Below are 16,422 nucleotides of genomic sequence, written 5' to 3' on the forward strand. Positions count from 1 at the left end.
AAGCCGTTTCATTGAAACGGCTTTTTTATCTCTAGAGTTCAGATTAGCGGATCAATTTCGCCAATAATTCTTCTTTATTGAGGTTGCTGGCTTCAGCATCACGACGGCCTTTGTATTCGAAGGTACCTGCATCGAGACCCTTTTCACCAATCACGATACGGTGTGGAATACCCATCAATTCAAGATCAGAGAATTTTACGCCTGGACGTTCGTTACGGTCATCCAGTAGGACATCATAGCCCTGTGCTTGTAATTCTGCATAAAGTGCTTCGGCAGCTTCGAGGGTGCGTGGTGATTTATGGGCATTCATTGGCACAATCGCAACTTCAAAAGGTGCAATCGCTTGAGGCCAGATAATCCCTTTATCATCAAAGTTCTGCTCAATAGCGGATGCGATCACACGAGTCACGCCGATACCATAGCAACCCATGGTCACGGTGAGGGGTTTGCCATCTTCACCCAGCACTTTACAGTTTAATGCTTCTGAGTATTTGGTACCCAGCTGGAAGATATGACCAACTTCAATCCCGCGTTTAATTTGAATTGTGCCTTTACCATCTGGAGATGGATCGCCTTCAACTACGTTACGCAGGTCAAAGACTTCGGTAAATGTCGCATCACGATCCCAGTTTACTCCAGTTGCGTGCTTGTCGACTTCATTTGCCCCCGCAACGAAGTCAGACAGTACCGATGCAGCACGGTCTACAATCACGGTGAGCCCTTTTTCAACTAAGCCTTGCGGGCCGCAGAACCCTGCCGTTAAGCCATGTTGTTGCAATTGCTCTTCAGTGGCAAATGTTAAAGGTGCTGCAATTAAGGGATGCTTTTCAGCTTTAATATCATTGAGTTCATGGTCGCCACGCAAGAACAGGGCAACTACAGGTGTATTGCCTTTTTCATCTGTTGGACCTTGTACCAATAATGCTTTGACAGATTGTTTTGCATCGGCATTTAAGAACTGACACACATCAGCAATGGTTTTCTGATTTGGTGTGTCAACCACGCTGTAGGCTTGGGTTGCAGCAGCACGTTCACCGACCAAAAGCGCTTCAGCCATTTCAACATTGGCTGCATAGTCAGATTCAGTAGAGAAGGCAATATCATCTTCACCGCTGGCTGCAAGGACATGAAATTCATGTGATGCAGAGCCACCAATTGATCCTGTATCTGCTTGTACTGGACGGAAATCCAGCCCCAGACGGGTGAAAATACGGCTATAGGTGTCATACATCACGTCATAGGTTTCTTGTAATGATGCTTGATCGATGTGGAAAGAATAAGCATCTTTCATGATGAATTCGCGAGAACGCATTACACCGAAACGTGGACGAATTTCATCACGGAATTTGGTTTGAATTTGATAGAAATTCAACGGCAATTGTTTATAACTTTTCAGTTCATTACGTGCTAAATCAGTAATGACTTCTTCGTGGGTTGGCCCAAGCACGAATGGATTGTCATGACGATCTTTAAAACGTAGAAGTTCTGGCCCATATTGTTCAAAACGGCCAGATTCTTCCCAAAGCGCTGCAGGTTGGGTCACTGGCATAAATACTTCCAATGCGCCAGAGCGATTCATTTCTTCACGTACAATCGCATCTACTTTCTTTAAAACACGAGTTCCCATGGGCAACCAAGAGTATAAGCCAGAAGCGAGTTTACGAATCATCCCCGCACGTAACATCAGCTGATGAGAAATGACCTCAGCATCATTTGGGGTTTCTCTTAACGTTGCAAATAAAAAGCGGCTTGCGCGCATGGAAACTGTCCTAAAGTTAAGTGTTATTTAAAAAGTGCTACAACAACGAGCAAAATAATATGCCCAGTTTTGGGCAATGGGCATTATGACATGAATCATTCAATTTGGCGCAGTATAAAGTAGAGCTGAGTATTTAAATATTCGAATTACTTAAAATTTAATGTCGAGATTGTAAAAGGGCATATGGATTAAGTCGGGCCCAGCGCATTTAAGCGCTGGATAATATCGCTATACTCGACTTCAGTCTTGTGATAGGCATTACGTAGGCTTTCCACCGTTTTTTTGATGTTCTCAATATTTTGAGTGTTATTTTCCAGATTGTTTTTAAGCTGTGCTGGCAGTACTTCACCTTTACGATGATATTCCATCTCCTGACGTTTAAACGCGATTTTATCCTTTTGTAATTGTTGTAATTGTTCTTGCTGATAGTTTAGCTGTTTTTTCAGGTTCGCCAAAATTTGGTCTCGTTTTGTTGCGGCAATTTGTGGGTTGCCATAGGCGCGTTTTAGTCTTAAGTCCTGTTCGCGACGACGCGCTACGGATTCCCGTTGTGCAGATTGTTGGGCATCTGCGGCTGCGTTGTAGGGGTTATTCCGTTTTATCACTTGCATGTTACGATCTAGTGCTTCGTAGCCGTAACGAATATGATTTGGGGAAACGGAAGTGCTGACATTGGCAACGCCATTTTTGTCATAGTAACGATACCAGACAGCTTTAGGTTGTTCTGTGGTAGCAGCACTGGAATAGCTAACAAAACACAATAGAAAAAATGAACAAATGTAAGTACGAGTAATCGTTGTAAAGTGACCCATGCGAAAACCGCACTTTAACGAACCAGTCATTACATTCCCCGAAAAAAAGTTAATTAAATCACTTATTTTTAAATAATAATCAGTTGTATATTAGTGCTAATTTCTACATTTAAAAATAGTTATTCAGCAAAAAAATTAGGAATTTAATTAAAAGTGTGAACTGTTTGTGATTGTGTAGAGAAACTGATAGGTTGGTTCAAAAAACTTCATTGATAATGCAAGTAAAGATATGTTAAAAATATCAACTAATCTGTATAAAACAAATTAAACCAACCATAATTTGTATTGAGTATTGGGGCGGGACAATAAATGGAAGATAAATTTCAAAATTTAAAGGTGATGGTGATTGACGATTCAAAAACGATTCGTCGTACAGCTGAAACGTTATTGCAGCGTGAAGGTTGTGAAGTCATTACCGCTGTTGATGGCTTTGAAGCATTGTCAAAAATTGCAGAAGCCAATCCTGATATCGTTTTTGTTGATATCATGATGCCTCGTTTAGATGGTTATCAAACCTGTGCATTAATTAAAAATTCTCTAAGTTATCAAAATATTCCAGTGATTATGCTATCAAGCAAAGACGGTTTGTTTGACCAAGCAAAAGGGCGTGTTGTGGGCTCGGATGAATATTTAACCAAGCCATTTAGTAAAGATGAGTTGTTAAACGCGATTCGCAACCACGTTAGTGCATAATAAAAGTTAAGATTGAGGAAAAAATGGCTCGCATACTTATTGTAGATGATTCACCTACAGAAACATTTCGCTTTAGAGAGATTTTGACAAAGCACGGTTATGACGTTATTGAAGCGACCAATGGTGCTGATGGAGTCACAATGGCTCAAGCTGAATTGCCAGATTTGGTGCTGATGGATGTGGTGATGCCAGGGATGAATGGCTTTCAGGCAACCCGCCAAATCAGTAAAGGTAAGGATACACAACATATTCCTGTTGTGATTGTTAGTACCAAAGATCAGGCCACAGACCGTGTGTGGGGTAAACGTCAAGGGGCTTGCGACTATTTGACTAAACCCATTGATGAACAGCAACTTATTGATGTCATTAAACAATTATTAAGTTAATTTTTTGCTCAAGTTGAGCCTTCTCATTACTCAATACGGGATAGGGTATGGCAGCAAATGGATTTATCGAATTGCTTCGTTTATCCAAGCGAGGCAATAAACAATACACTTCAACTCAAAATGAAGTCAGTCGTTGGTCTGGTATTGCATTTGAGATGTTAGGGCAATATTTTGTTGCGCCTTTAGGGGAAATTTCGGAGGTGATTTATCCGCCGAAATATACACCAGTACCAAATACTCAGGCGTGGGTAAGAGGTTTGGCCAACATTCGTGGACGTCTGCTTTCAGTTTCTGATTTAACACATTTTATTTCAGGGCAACGGAGTCAGTTTTCACCAACGCAAAAAGTGATTTGTATTAGCCATCAAGACCATTATGTGGGGTTGGTCGTCGATCAGGTTTTGGGGATTCAACACTTTAACAAAAAGAGTTTTTTCTCCCAGAATAATGATCTGGATAATAAGCTGAAAGATTATTGCCAAGGTCATTTCCATCAACATAATCAACAATGGCATGTGTTTTTATTGAGTCGTTTGTTAAGCAATCCTCAATATATGAATGCATCAATAAAATTTATAAACTAATTCTACGCTACGGAACATAAACGCGTATTCGGGGAGAAGCTGATATGGGCTTTAAACTTAAAAAAAAGAACGGCAATGGCGATAGTGCCGGGCTGAAAAAAGGCGGTGCGTTCTTCGATAATATTCGAACGCAACTTGACCAGTTTTCGCGCTTATTCGGTGAAACAGAGAAATCAAAACCGATTATCTATCGCGCTTTAATTGCTTTGGCCCTTGCAGTTATTCTCCTCATTTACTTATTCGTAAGTGTTCCTCGTTCGAATCAACTCACCCGTAGTCTCGGTGAGTTGCGTTTGTTATCACAAACCATTTCACGTCAAGCAACGGAAGCTACTGCATCTGGTACACCAGAAGCAATGAAGAAGTTGGTTGAGTCTGAAAAGCAATTTGCTGAAAACCTGAGTACTGTTGAAAGTGTGTACGGTAAAGGTTCGGATGAATACAAGAAGGTGAGTGGGCTTTGGGACAATGTTTCTAAAAACATTGACCTGATTGCATCGCAACAAAAAGTTATTAACCAGCTTTACGATACCAACATTTCGATTAGTGAAACCATTCCTGAGATTCAGGCTGAATATAACTTGATGGTTGATCAGATGGTACGTGAGAACATGCCGAGTAGTCAGGTAATCATTACCAAGAACCAGGTGTTCATTGCCGAGCGTATTTTACGTTCGATCAACTCGGTACTGGTGGGAACAGATAACTCAAACGTTTCGGCGAATGACTTTGGTGCCGATATTGATACCTTTGGTGTGTATCTAAATGCGCAGTTGAATGGAAGTGCTGAACTGGGTGTAGACCGAATTAGTTCTGCCGCTTTACGTGAATCTGTGGATAGTATTAAGTCTGACTACGATGCAGTATTGAAGTCTGCCGCAGCAACAGTACTTCAAAACGCCAATCAGATTGTTCGTGTACGCCAGGCATCTTCACAAATTTTCACCCAGTCAGATGCACTTCTTACTTCACTGAATGATTTATCGAATAAATCTGAAGGCGGCTGGGGCAATGTCTTTGCTGGTATTGTTTTAATTTTATCGTTAGCGGCATTGGTGTTCTTTGTATTACAACTCTTGATGTTACGTAGTAATACCGATAAAGAGCGCGTAACACGTTTACAAGATGAATATGACCGTAACCAAAATGCGATTTTACGTTTACTTGATGAAATTGCAGACTTGGCAGATGGTGACTTACGTTCATATGCAACGGTATCAGAAGATTTTACAGGTGCGATTGCCGACTCGATTAACTTTGCGATTGATCAGTTACGTGACCTTGTTTCCCGAATTACCGATACCTCGCAAGAAGTTGCACGTTATACCCAAGACACTCAGAACATTACCAACCAGTTGGCAGAGGCATCTGAGCATCAGGCACAAGAAATCGCAGGGGCATCTGCGGCAATGAACGAAATGGCATTGTCAATTGACCAAGTATCTGCCAACGCATCTGAGTCTGCTGACGTAGCACAACGTTCAGTACAAATTGCAACCAATGGTGCGCAAGTGGTAAACCGTTCGATTGAGGGGATGGACCACATTCGTGAACAGATTCAAGAGACTTCGAAACGTATTAAGCGTTTGGGTGAATCTTCACAAGAGATTGGTAACATTGTCTCGCTGATTAACGATATTGCCGACCAAACCAACATCTTGGCATTAAACGCTGCGATTCAGGCGTCGATGGCGGGTGAAGCGGGACGTGGTTTCGCGGTCGTAGCCGATGAAGTACAGCGTCTTGCAGAACGTTCTGCTTCCGCAACCAAGCAGATTGAAAGCCTGGTAAAAACCATTCAGACGGATACCAACGAAGCGGTAATCTCGATGGAACAAACCACGTCGGAAGTTGTCCGTGGTGCGAACTTGGCGAAAGATGCGGGGATTGCACTAGATGAGATTCAAACGGTATCGGGTGACTTGGCAAAACTGATTGCAAGCATTTCCGATGCAGCGAAACTTCAGTCTGCCTCAGCAAGTCATATTGCTACGACGATGAATGTCGTGCAGGAAATTACTTCACAAACGACAACAGCAACGTTTGATACAGCGCGCTCAGTATCTGAGTTGGCAAACATGGCTGAATCATTACGTGAGTCTGTAACTGACTTTAAGTTACCAGACTAAACCGAATTGGAAAGGCAGATGGGGGTGTCTGCCTTTCCATTTTTAAAGAGGTTGGATATCTCAACAAGATGATGGTGCAGTGGGACTACATCTTGTGTAATAGATAGACGTAATTTTTACCCACATTGGTGGATAAAAACGAAAGAAGCAGCTATGAAACAAATATTAAAAACGTTAGTTGAAACGATGACGCTTCCTGAAGACAGTTATCTTGAGCAAGATGCAGAGATTCTTGAGATTTTTATTGAAGAATTAGATGAAATCTTTGTTGAGTTAGAACCATTACTCGTTCAGTGGGCGGAACAACCACATCAGCAGAATGTGTTGAGCGATATTCGCCGCCACTTTCATACCTTAAAAGGTTCTGGAAGAATGGTGGGAGCTAAATCTTCAGGTGAGTTGGCATGGACAGTTGAAGATACGCTGAATCGTGTTATCGCAGGCACGATTAGCTTGAATGCAGATATTCAGCGTTATGTAGAAACAGTGTTCAATATTTATCGTTTTAAACTTTGTCATGATTTTAAAGCAGTTCAACAGCATTTAATCGACTTTAGACCTTTGGTCGTGTTGGGACAGCAATTACAACAACAGCAAAGTCCTGAACCAGCCTTAGCAGAATTACTTCATCTTGCGACTGATTTAACCAGTGAAGAGCAAATGACTGGACTTGAGCAGATGGAGGAAACAGCAACCACTGATCTCGAACAGCAGCAGGTTGAGCCTGTATCTGAACTTGAATGGGCGGCACCGTTTGAAGATGAGGCACTGGCTAAAGAAACCTTGGCCATTTTCCAAGAAGAAGCCGAAGAACATCTAGCCACCATCGACCAATTTTTGCAGAATGATCGCCCAAGTAACGACCATTATAATACCTTGATTCGTGCATTACATACCTTACGTGGCAGTTCTGCCATGGCGCATGTGAATCACGTTTTTGAGGCGAGCTCAAAAGTTGAGAATCTATTTAAAACCTTATTACAAGAAGAGTTGGATTCTAGTTCGGATGAAACGGCTTTGCTGACGCATTATGCGCAGTTTGTACGGGATTATTTGCATACATTAAAACAACAGGCTTCACAGCAGAAACTCGATGAAATCTATCAGACGTTTAATGTGGCATGGGACAGTTACGATTTCCAGCTTGAAGAAAAGAATGGTGCTGCAATAAGACCGCAAGGCTTGGTATCTGAGTTGCTTGAACTCAATATCAATGATCTTTTAGATGTCGAATTTGATTTTGAGAGTCGTGCCCGTCAGGAGTTCCCTCAATACCTGCAACTACTCAGTCAACAAACAGAGACCTTGTTACAGCATACGCATCATCATGCAACCATCGGGATGTATCAATACACCAGTCTGTTGCGTTCTAGCTATCAAGATCTGATTTTTAAGCCAAGTTTACTGCATTTGGATTATGCATTTGAGCTCTATCACCAAGTCCATCAACAGTTTATCCAGCTATTTGATACCTTGGCGGCGGGACAGCGCGTCACTTTAACCAAAGCACATGAACGTGTTTTAAATGAGTTGAGTTCATTTACACAACAAAATGTTGAATCTTTGGATGACATATCTGTTGTAGAGGAAGTAGATGCAGCTGAAGAAACAGCAGCGACTGAAGCTCATGTAAAAGCTGGTTCAGCTATTCAAACAACGGATTTTTCCAGTCAATTTGCGCTCGATAAACAGCAATTGCAGTCAAGTGAAGCAAACCGTGATTTTGACCCGGATCTTGTGGAGATTTTCCTTGAAGAAGCAGATGAACTGCTTGGCGGAATTGATACTGACCTGAACACTTGGGCAACTGATCATCAAAATATCAATGCGTTAAAGAATCTGATGCGTTATTTGCACACCCTAAAAGGGGGAGCAAATATGATTCAGGCACGTCATATTGGCTTGATTGCGCATGAACTAGAAACTCTCTATGAAAAGTTAATTAATCAGCAGATTCAAGCAACACCACAATTGCTTACAGCGATTCGTTCAGTTCAGGATGATATTGCCGATCGTATCCAAACCATTCGTGATCAGCAGGTGGATTATCCTGCCACGCATACTTTAGCTGTGCTTGAGCAGTTATCGAAAACAACAGTTGTTGCTGAGCAGCTTGAACGTGAAACTGTGCCAGTCACCGTGCCTGAGCAACTAAACACAGCCGAAATGGAAAGCGATGATACGGAAGTTGCTCTTACTGCGACGCCACATAAGGTTGAATCGATAACGACGACGATTGATGTTACTGCATTTGCAGCGCAACTCGCGCTGGATAAGCAGCAGTTACCGTCTGATCAGGCCAACCGTGACTTTGATCCTGACCTGATAGAGATTTTTCTTGAAGAAGCCGATGAGTTGCTGGTCGGGATTGATGCGGATCTGAATACGTGGACGACGGATCATCAAGATATCAATGCCCTCAAAAACCTGATGCGTTATTTGCACACCTTAAAAGGGGGGGCAAATATGATTCAAGCGCGTCATATTGGTTTGATTGCGCATGAATTAGAAACCATTTATGAGAAGCTGATCAATCAACAGATTCAGGCGACACCACAACTGATTGCCATTATTCGTTTGGTACAGGATGATATTGCGGATCGTATTCAAACCATTCGTGATCAGCACACCGATTATCCATCGACCCATGTGTTGCAATTATTGCAACACGCTGATCAATCGGATGTTGCTTCTGTTGAGTCTGGGCTTGAAACAGCACACGAGTTTGAAAGAGTTGAGTCGAGCCAAGTCGAGACTTTGCTGGAACAGCCTGAGTCTGTCAAAACCGAAACGCTGGTCGATGAACAGCCTGTTGACGTTGAGTCAGCGTCTGAGTGGGTTGAAACCGAAGTTCTTGAGCATACTGCAGCGGCACAACTGCCGCAGACAGTGCTGGAGCCTACGGATGATGACGTTCGTTCTCTGGTTGAGCAAACCTTCCTTGAAGAAGCTGAAGAACTGCTGGAGCAAGCACAAGGCTTATTGAAGCAATGGTTTGAGCAACGGGGTAACCGTAGTTTATTGCTACAGTTACAGCGTAATGCGCATAGTCTGAAAGGTGGCGCGCGCATGGCTGAAATGGATGCCATTGCGATTATCGCCTACCATTTAGAGAATGCTTTTGAGCAATTTGGTGTACATCATTTCAATTCCAATGTGTATGACAACCTGCTCAATACAGCATTGGCATGGTTAAATGATGCCATCTCTAAACGTCAATATGCAAATTTTGACGGCTTGAAACAAAGCTTGGAGAAGATGGAGTTTGTCGATGTATCTGCACAACTTCCTCAGAAGCTCTCGACCAAAGATATCTTTACACCTGAATTTACCATGGAGTTTGTGCAGGGGGATGGCACTGAACCTCCATCGATGTTGGGTGAGTGGGAAACCACGGAACGCATAGAACAGAACAATGAAATGATTCGTGTCTCTGCTGAGGTCATCGAGAAGATGATTGACCTGTCAGGGGAAAATGCGATTAACCGTTCACGTATTGAAATGGATTTGGGTCAGTTAGGCAGTACGTTGACGGAAATGGAATTGGCAATCAAGCGTTTGGCGGATCAGTTACGCCGAATGGAAGGTGAGTTGGAAAGCCAGATTATCGCCCGTCATGGTGGCGAAGAGGCACGTTATGCAGACTTTGACCCACTGGAAATGGACCAATATTCATCGTTGAATCAGCTCTCCAAATCACTTGCTGAATCGGCTTCGGATTTGGTTGATTTTAAAACGACACTGTCTGAAAAAATACGTGATACTGAAGGCTTATTACTACAACAGTCGCGGATTCAGGCTGAAATTCAAGAAAGCCTGATGCGTACCCGTCTGGTTCCATTCTCTCGTCTATTGCCACGTCTGCAACGTATTGTGCGTCAAACGGCATCGACGTTGAATCGACCAACAGAACTGGTGGTGAACAATACTGAAGGTGAATTGGACCGCAGTATTCTTGAGCGGTTGGTTGCACCATTTGAGCATATGTTACGTAACGCGATTGACCATGGTATTGAAGATCGTGAACAGCGTTTACAAGCACAAAAACCAGAAACTGGGCATATTGTGTTGAACATTGGTCGCCAAGGGACAGATGTCGTGGTGACGTTCAGTGACGATGGTAAAGGGATTGATGTTAACCGCATCAAAGAAAAAGCGTTACAAACTGGCCTCATGACCAAAGATCAGAAACTGGATCAGGAAGAAATTCTACAGTTTATCTTCCATCCAGGCTTTAGTACGGCAACCCAAGTGACTCAAATCTCGGGTCGTGGTGTGGGTCTTGATGTGGTTCAGAGTGACATTAAGGCCTTGGGTGGTCATGTCAGTGTCGACTCTACGCTGGGTAAGGGAACAACCTTTACCATTCGCGTACCAACCACGGTTGCCGTCAGTGATGCCTTGATGGTAAAAGCAGGCGATCAGCAGTTTGCCTTCCCATTGGCTCAGATTGACCGTATTGTTCGTATCTCTCCATTGGCGTTAGAACAATACTTTGAAAGTCAGGATGACTATTTTACCATTGACCAAGAACGTTATCGCTTACGCTACTTATCCGAGTTCGTTGCAGGACAACCTGTTCCTCGCTTAAGTGGAGTGGTTCATTCTTTACCTGTGTTGTTGATTAAAGGTGCTCAAGGACAAACCACTGCCCTGTTGGTTGATCAACTGATTGGTTCACGTGGACAGATTGTCGTCAAACCGGTGGGGCAACAGTTCTCCAATATTGGGGTGATTGCAGGTGCAACGATTCTTGGTGATGGTCAGGTCTGTTTGATTCTGGATGGTCAAAATATTGCACGACAAGCGCAGTCTACTGCGCGGAGTAAGCAGGCAGATGAGACATATAGCAAACAGCGTTATGATGAGCGTCGCTTGATTATGATTGTCGATGACTCGGTGACCGTACGTAAGGTGACCTCACGTCTGTTAGAGCGTCAAGGTTATGATGTAGTGACCGCGAAAGATGGTGTGGATGCCATAGAACAGCTTGAAACCGTGAAACCAGACCTGATGTTACTGGATATTGAAATGCCGCGTATGGATGGTTTTGAAGTGTCGAATCTGGTACGCCATCATGAAATACACCGCGACTTGCCGATCATCATGATTACATCACGTACTGGTGAGAAGCATCGTGAACGTGCACTATCACTAGGCGTTAACCAATATATGGGTAAACCATTCCAAGAAGAAGCACTCTTGGAGAATATTGAAAGCTTACTTACGGTGCGCTAAGAGGTAAAAAATAATGGTTAAGAAAAGCGCAAACTCGGCGTTGGGACAAATTGACCAACAAGAGTTACAACATTTAATTACGGTTTCCACGGGGTTTATTGATGCATACATTATTGAATGTCATCAAAACGTACCCATGCTGTTGCCACAAAATATTGTATTGTCAGCAATGGATACTCAAACCAATGTTGATCATATTGAATGGCATGATTTAAAACTTCCTGTATACGCGGTCAATGATCCGATGCAAAAACAAGGTGTGGCCCTGGTTGTCGAAGGAGATGATGTATCACAACGCTTTGCCCTAGTTTGCAATCAAATGCCTGAGTCGATCCGTTTACGTATTTCGGAAGTGGTCGATGAAGAAGGTGAAGTTGACGATAGCAAGGTGTTTAAATATGTGAAGATGGGGGAAAACCGATTTTATGTCCCACATCTACAGAATATACAGACCCAACTTGGACTATAATAAAAAAGGAACTCATCAGAGTTCCTTTTTTATTTATACATTTTTATTTTAGGCAAGTAGTTCGACTAGAATTTGTTCGTAGATTTCAGCCAATGGTTCTAATTCTGCGACATTCACATGTTCATTGATTTGGTGGATTGTTGCATTCAATACGCCCAATTCAAGTACTTGTGCACCTGTTGGTGCAATGAAGCGACCATCAGAAGTGCCACCACTGGTTGAAAGTACCGTATCAATCCCCGTGACATTTTTAATCGCGGTTTTTGCCGCATTGACCAAGTCACCTACAGGCGTAAGAAATGGTAAGCCTGATAACGTCCACTGAATATCATAATGAAGGTGGTGTTGATCCAAGAGTTCGACTACGCGTTGTTTTAAGATATCCGCAGTCACTTCCGTTGAGTAGCGGAAATTAAACGTAACTTGTAATGTGCCTGGAATCACATTGGTCGCGCCTGTACCGGCTTGAATATTGGAAATCTGGAAGGAAGTTGCAGGGAAATATTCATTGCCATTGTCCCAAACGGTTTCACATAGCTCATTTAAGGCTTTAGATGCGGTATGGATCGGGTTTTCTGCCAGATGTGGATAAGCAACATGACCTTGCTTGCCATGTACGGTTAACACAGCATTGAGTGAGCCACGACGACCATTTTTAACGATGTCGCCAAGTTGATTGGTACTCGATGGTTCACCGACCAAGCACCAGGTCATTTTTTCATTACGTGCTTCCAAGGTCTCAACCACTTTCACCGTACCATTGATCGATGGGCCTTCTTCATCGGAAGTGATTAAAAAAGCAATTGAACCTTTATGATCTGGATGTTTAGTCACAAAACGTTCAGAGGCAACCACCATGGCAGCCAAAGCAGTTTTCATATCAGCAGAACCGCGACCATATAATTTACCATCACGAATACTCGGTAAAAATGGATCGGAATTCCATGCATCTAAATGGCCCGTTGGAACAACATCAGTATGGCCTGCAAAACAGAATACCGGACTTTCAGTACCACGACGTGCCCATAAATTATCGACATCTTCAAAGCGCATGTTTTCGATGTTGAAACCAATTTTTGCTAAGCGTTCTGCCATGATATTTTGACAATCATGGTCTATCGGGGTGACAGAAGGTTGGCGTAGGAGTTGTAAACTAAGTTCGAGCGTATCGGAGTGATTCATGCGAGATGGAGCTAAATCTGGTGAAATGTGAACCGATATAATAGGGGAATATTGTGGAGAAAGGTATTAAAAATAAACCTTATCTAGGTCTAGATAAGGTTTGGTAAGGCGGGTTGTATCGAATTACATTTTATTTTGCGTTTTTTCAGCCGTTTGAGTTACTTTGTCACCAGCTTTAGATACATCCTTACCGATACCTTTAAATGTATTACAACCAGTTAAAACAAAAGCAGTCATGATTGAAGCAACTAAGATTTTTTTCATCATCTTCTCCGTTTAAATGTAATTATGATGTACTTAAGAGGCTAAAAAATTTAGCATTAAATGAACATAAGGGTTTGATGGTAAATGTGTTATAAAATGTTACTCTATGAACTAATGAGTTTGTTTAGGTTTGCTAAACAATAATGAGGGCTGGCGAAACATATAAAACACAGGAGTCGGTGAATCCTGATAATAAAGACCATTGCTCCACCAGACTGCTGTTTCAGAAGTGGGGTACCGATCGGGACAAAGCCATTCATGCCGCTGTAAGCGATAATAAGCTGTTTCAGGAAGATCAGTGCCCCAATGACCTAAACGCCTTGAGGTGTTAATCCAGCAAGGCAGGTTGAGGTGGTGGGATTCTGCTGGAAGATATAACTGTCCCTTCATCACCGCAAATTTGCGTTGGATCTGATGATGATTTGCTTCAGTAAACTGGAACTGACGCTCGGTAAAATGTTTTAATTTACGCTGTAAAGTATCTTCTCGGTTCAGTCCATACCACTGTGCTAAATCTAGCTCGCCTTCACCTAAGTAGTATTTTAAAGCCACTTCCCAGTGCTCTACTTCTTGAGTGTCTTGATTAAGCAGTAAAAAATCAAGTTCGCCTAATGTGATAGCACCTGCAATTTTTTGAATACTATGTCCAAGGAGCTGGTACGGATGATAAGCGTCATCTAATAACCAAAACCACAATAGATTTTCAAAACGCAAACCAAGCCGAGTACTTTTGAGTTGCGCCAGAAAATCAATTAAGGGTTGGGGCTGCTGATCAAGTTGTTTTAAGCGGTTTTCATAACCTAGATAGTGATCTAGCCAGTTCTGATTTGAATGAAGCTCAAAAGGATGCTTAATGTTTAAATCAGGTGGAATTTGAGCCAAAATATTCGGACTGGCAATACAAAATGCTAAATGTCGTACGATGGGGTGCTTAAACTGTAACCACGGCTCAAAATAGCAAGGGGTGGCAATCATCTTAGACATGAAGTCACTCAATCATTGAAATAATAGGTTAAGTTTAAGAAACGACACTAAAAACGCTTTATACTAGCACGGTTGTAAACAGGTGTTGGTTAATGGCTCAATGAAAACTTTGTTCTGGCGTAGTTTGGTCGTATTTTTTATTACGTTGGGAATCATTGGGGCGATTTTACCGGGAATGCCCACGACAGTATTTCTGATTCTTGCCGCATGGGCTGCTTCCAAAGGTTGGCCTGAAATGGATGCGTGGTTACTCAATCATCCTAAATATGGTCCGACCTTACGCAACTGGCGTGAACATGGCACTGTGCCACGTAAGGCAAAATGGATTGCCAGTATCATGATGTTGATTAGCGGTATTTTGATGCTGTTTACCAATGCGCCATTTTGGGTCAAAGTCTTTACCGATGTCACCATGTTTATTGTTGCGGTATGGTTGTGGTTACGCCCCGAGCCTGAGCAGCGTTAAGAAAAGCAACGCTTTTTAGCTGCGCAAGACGAGCAGCTATGCTGCAAGTGGCGAGTTAAGAAAAGCAACGCTTTTTAGCTGCGCAAGACGAGCAGCTATGCTGCGAGTGGCGAGGATAAACAAACTTAAAGCAACGCTCTTGCGAAATGTATTTCTCATGCGCAAGACCTTGCGCCAAATATCGCTATTTGCTGCGAGCGACTAAAACTTCGCAACAATAAGAATAGGCTTTAATACAAGAGATGAAATAAAGGCTGGCAATGAGAAAAAATACAAGGGTTGTGCGTTTATACTTATATTTAAAACTCACCCATGATTAAAACTACGGAAAAGTACAAGAAAAAAGCGCCCGTCTATGTTGAAATGAAGTTGTTCCATCCGTTATTGAGATAAAAATGAGCTATACCTTAGATCAGGCAGATATTGTCATTGATTTAGCACAACAAACATTACATTTGCCAAAACAGAATAAATTTTATGTGATCTCTTCTGGGAAGAACGGTATTGGTGAACAGGAGAATAGCGGGAAAACGCCTCGAGGTTGGCATCAGGTCGCACAAAAGATTGGTGAGGATGCACCTAAAAATGCCGTATTTATTGCACGTCAGCCCACAGGGGAGGTCTATGACCAGCAATTGGCTCAGCAATTCCCGCAACGTGACTGGATCTTATCGCGAATTTTATGGCTGGATGGTTTAGAGGAAGGCTTTAATCATGGAGAAGGGCACGACACGTTTAAGCGTTATATCTATATTCATGGGACACCCGATACAGAACCGATGGGGATTCCCATGTCGCATGGGTGTATTCGAATGAAGAATGATGAAATTCTCGAACTATTTGGACTCGTTTCTGAGCAAGCGCTGGTTTATATCTCAGAACATGCCATCGAAAATGAGCTAAGAAAATAGCAATAAGTGCTTAAATAAAATACGGAAATGTCGGTTTTTTCAAGGAATTACTTATTTTTTAATCACTCGTGCGGTTTTTTTGGAAAAGAATGGCAAAAGCGTTTGACAGGCTGTAAAGATTCTCTATAATGCACCTCACAAACGATGAAGACGTTAAGGGCGCTTAGCTTAGTTGGTAGAGCGTCTGCCTTACAAGCAGAATGTCGGCGGTTCGATCCCGTCAGCGCCCACCAAGCCTTTACGTTAAGACTCAAGTGCAGCGGTAGTTCAGTTGGTTAGAATACCGGCCTGTCACGCCGGGGGTCGCGGGTTCGAGCCCCGTCCGCTGCGCCACTTAAGTTTTAATCGTCGTTTGCTGTGATTGCAAAATTATCGTGCAGCGGTAGTTCAGTTGGTTAGAATATCGGCCTGTCACGCCGAGGGTCGCGGGTTCGAGCCCCGTCCGCTGCGCCACTTTAAGATTGCAAGAATAGCTAGAGTTGATTAGATAGGATTAACATCCTTGATATTCAGACAGATTTTAAAGTTATACTTTAAGTTTGTTA

At 42.6% G+C, this 16,422-nt stretch carries 13 protein-coding genes and 3 tRNA genes; 11 read left to right on the forward strand and 5 right to left on the reverse strand.

Translation table 11 applies throughout. The features are described from left to right. Nucleotides 1–43: 43 nt before the first annotated feature. Together Aba26S_RS09680 and Aba26S_RS09685 are read right to left on the reverse strand one after the other, a co-directional pair. The gene (locus tag Aba26S_RS09680) at nucleotides 44–1,759 is read right to left on the reverse strand and encodes a proline--tRNA ligase (RefSeq protein WP_043971707.1); all 1,716 of its coding nucleotides are present in this window, start codon (nucleotides 1,757–1,759) and stop codon (nucleotides 44–46) included. Between the two features lie 188 nt (nucleotides 1,760–1,947). Then, complete coding sequence (locus Aba26S_RS09685; protein WP_043971709.1) at nucleotides 1,948–2,601, reverse strand: hypothetical protein; 654 nt, start codon at nucleotides 2,599–2,601, stop codon at nucleotides 1,948–1,950. 279 nt (nucleotides 2,602–2,880) lie between these two features. Here Aba26S_RS09685 and pilG point away from each other — a divergent pair, with 279 nt between their 5' ends. The 6 genes from pilG to Aba26S_RS09715 all read left to right on the forward strand — a co-directional run bounded on the left by pilG (nucleotide 2,881) and on the right by Aba26S_RS09715 (nucleotide 12,070). Next, nucleotides 2,881–3,264, forward strand: a complete 384-nt coding sequence (gene pilG, locus Aba26S_RS09690; RefSeq protein ID WP_005244059.1) for a twitching motility response regulator PilG — start codon at nucleotides 2,881–2,883, stop codon at nucleotides 3,262–3,264. Nucleotides 3,265–3,287: 23 nt separating this feature from the next. Further along, a complete protein-coding gene (locus Aba26S_RS09695) occupies nucleotides 3,288–3,650 on the forward strand; it encodes a PleD family two-component system response regulator (RefSeq protein ID WP_004652355.1) in 363 nt (120 codons plus the stop codon). Between the two features lie 47 nt (nucleotides 3,651–3,697). Next, a complete protein-coding gene (locus Aba26S_RS09700) occupies nucleotides 3,698–4,234 on the forward strand; it encodes a chemotaxis protein CheW (protein WP_005244057.1) in 537 nt (178 codons plus the stop codon). A 44-nt stretch (nucleotides 4,235–4,278) separates the two neighbouring features. Further along, entirely contained in the window at nucleotides 4,279–6,363 is a 2,085-nt protein-coding gene (locus Aba26S_RS09705; RefSeq protein WP_043971712.1) for a methyl-accepting chemotaxis protein, read from the forward strand. A gap of 153 nt (nucleotides 6,364–6,516) precedes the next feature. After that, entirely contained in the window at nucleotides 6,517–11,601 is a 5,085-nt protein-coding gene (locus tag Aba26S_RS09710) for an Hpt domain-containing protein (protein ID WP_043971715.1), read from the forward strand. Between the two features lie 13 nt (nucleotides 11,602–11,614). Beyond that, nucleotides 11,615–12,070 carry a hypothetical protein gene (locus Aba26S_RS09715; RefSeq protein WP_005244051.1) on the forward strand — a complete coding sequence of 152 codons (456 nt, stop codon included), beginning with the start codon at nucleotides 11,615–11,617 and terminating at the stop codon, nucleotides 12,068–12,070. Between the two features lie 48 nt (nucleotides 12,071–12,118). Here the strand turns inward: Aba26S_RS09715 and dapE are convergent, their stop codons facing one another. The 3 genes from dapE to Aba26S_RS09730 form a co-directional block, all read right to left on the reverse strand. Then, complete coding sequence (gene dapE, locus Aba26S_RS09720) at nucleotides 12,119–13,252, reverse strand: succinyl-diaminopimelate desuccinylase (RefSeq protein ID WP_043971717.1); 1,134 nt, start codon at nucleotides 13,250–13,252, stop codon at nucleotides 12,119–12,121. Nucleotides 13,253–13,375: 123 nt separating this feature from the next. Then, complete coding sequence (locus tag Aba26S_RS09725) at nucleotides 13,376–13,519, reverse strand: entericidin A/B family lipoprotein (protein WP_168926886.1); 144 nt, start codon at nucleotides 13,517–13,519, stop codon at nucleotides 13,376–13,378. A 108-nt stretch (nucleotides 13,520–13,627) separates the two neighbouring features. Then, nucleotides 13,628–14,500, reverse strand: coding sequence for a DUF1853 family protein (locus Aba26S_RS09730; protein WP_043971721.1), 873 nt, complete (start codon nucleotides 14,498–14,500; stop codon nucleotides 13,628–13,630). Nucleotides 14,501–14,600: 100 nt separating this feature from the next. On the opposite strand from Aba26S_RS09730, the gene Aba26S_RS09735 reads away from it, so the two are divergent. From Aba26S_RS09735 to Aba26S_RS09755, 5 genes are all read left to right on the forward strand, one after another. After that, nucleotides 14,601–14,966, forward strand: a complete 366-nt coding sequence (locus tag Aba26S_RS09735; protein WP_005244046.1) for a YbaN family protein — start codon at nucleotides 14,601–14,603, stop codon at nucleotides 14,964–14,966. A gap of 395 nt (nucleotides 14,967–15,361) precedes the next feature. Continuing rightward, nucleotides 15,362–15,877: a cell wall-recycling L,D-carboxypeptidase ElsL gene (elsL, locus tag Aba26S_RS09740; RefSeq protein WP_005244045.1), complete on the forward strand. Its 516-nt coding sequence runs from the start codon at nucleotides 15,362–15,364 to the stop codon at nucleotides 15,875–15,877. Between the two features lie 157 nt (nucleotides 15,878–16,034). Continuing rightward, a tRNA-Val gene (locus Aba26S_RS09745) sits at nucleotides 16,035–16,110 on the forward strand. Nucleotides 16,111–16,133: 23 nt separating this feature from the next. Beyond that, nucleotides 16,134–16,210 (forward strand) — tRNA-Asp (locus tag Aba26S_RS09750). A gap of 43 nt (nucleotides 16,211–16,253) precedes the next feature. Then, a tRNA-Asp gene (locus Aba26S_RS09755) sits at nucleotides 16,254–16,330 on the forward strand. Nucleotides 16,331–16,422 lie beyond the last annotated feature (92 nt).

It is taken from the genome of Acinetobacter sp. NBRC 110496, assembly GCF_000876115.1.
Lineage (GTDB): Bacteria > Pseudomonadota > Gammaproteobacteria > Pseudomonadales > Moraxellaceae > Acinetobacter.

Coding starts and splice junctions, on each gene's coding strand:
- pilG (WP_005244059.1), top strand. CDS start 2,881: ATGGAAGATAAATTTCAAAATTTAAAGGTGATGGTGATTGACGATTCA.
- Aba26S_RS09695 (WP_004652355.1), top strand. CDS start 3,288: ATGGCTCGCATACTTATTGTAGATGATTCACCTACAGAAACATTTCGC.
- elsL (WP_005244045.1), top strand. CDS start 15,362: ATGAGCTATACCTTAGATCAGGCAGATATTGTCATTGATTTAGCACAA.
- Aba26S_RS09735 (WP_005244046.1), top strand. CDS start 14,601: ATGAAAACTTTGTTCTGGCGTAGTTTGGTCGTATTTTTTATTACGTTG.
- Aba26S_RS09725 (WP_168926886.1), bottom strand. CDS start 13,519: ATGATGAAAAAAATCTTAGTTGCTTCAATCATGACTGCTTTTGTTTTA.
- Aba26S_RS09705 (WP_043971712.1), top strand. CDS start 4,279: ATGGGCTTTAAACTTAAAAAAAAGAACGGCAATGGCGATAGTGCCGGG.
- Aba26S_RS09700 (WP_005244057.1), top strand. CDS start 3,698: ATGGCAGCAAATGGATTTATCGAATTGCTTCGTTTATCCAAGCGAGGC.
- Aba26S_RS09715 (WP_005244051.1), top strand. CDS start 11,615: ATGGTTAAGAAAAGCGCAAACTCGGCGTTGGGACAAATTGACCAACAA.
- Aba26S_RS09710 (WP_043971715.1), top strand. CDS start 6,517: ATGAAACAAATATTAAAAACGTTAGTTGAAACGATGACGCTTCCTGAA.
- Aba26S_RS09685 (WP_043971709.1), bottom strand. CDS start 2,601: ATGACTGGTTCGTTAAAGTGCGGTTTTCGCATGGGTCACTTTACAACG.
- Aba26S_RS09730 (WP_043971721.1), bottom strand. CDS start 14,500: ATGTCTAAGATGATTGCCACCCCTTGCTATTTTGAGCCGTGGTTACAG.
- dapE (WP_043971717.1), bottom strand. CDS start 13,252: ATGAATCACTCCGATACGCTCGAACTTAGTTTACAACTCCTACGCCAA.
- Aba26S_RS09680 (WP_043971707.1), bottom strand. CDS start 1,759: ATGCGCGCAAGCCGCTTTTTATTTGCAACGTTAAGAGAAACCCCAAAT.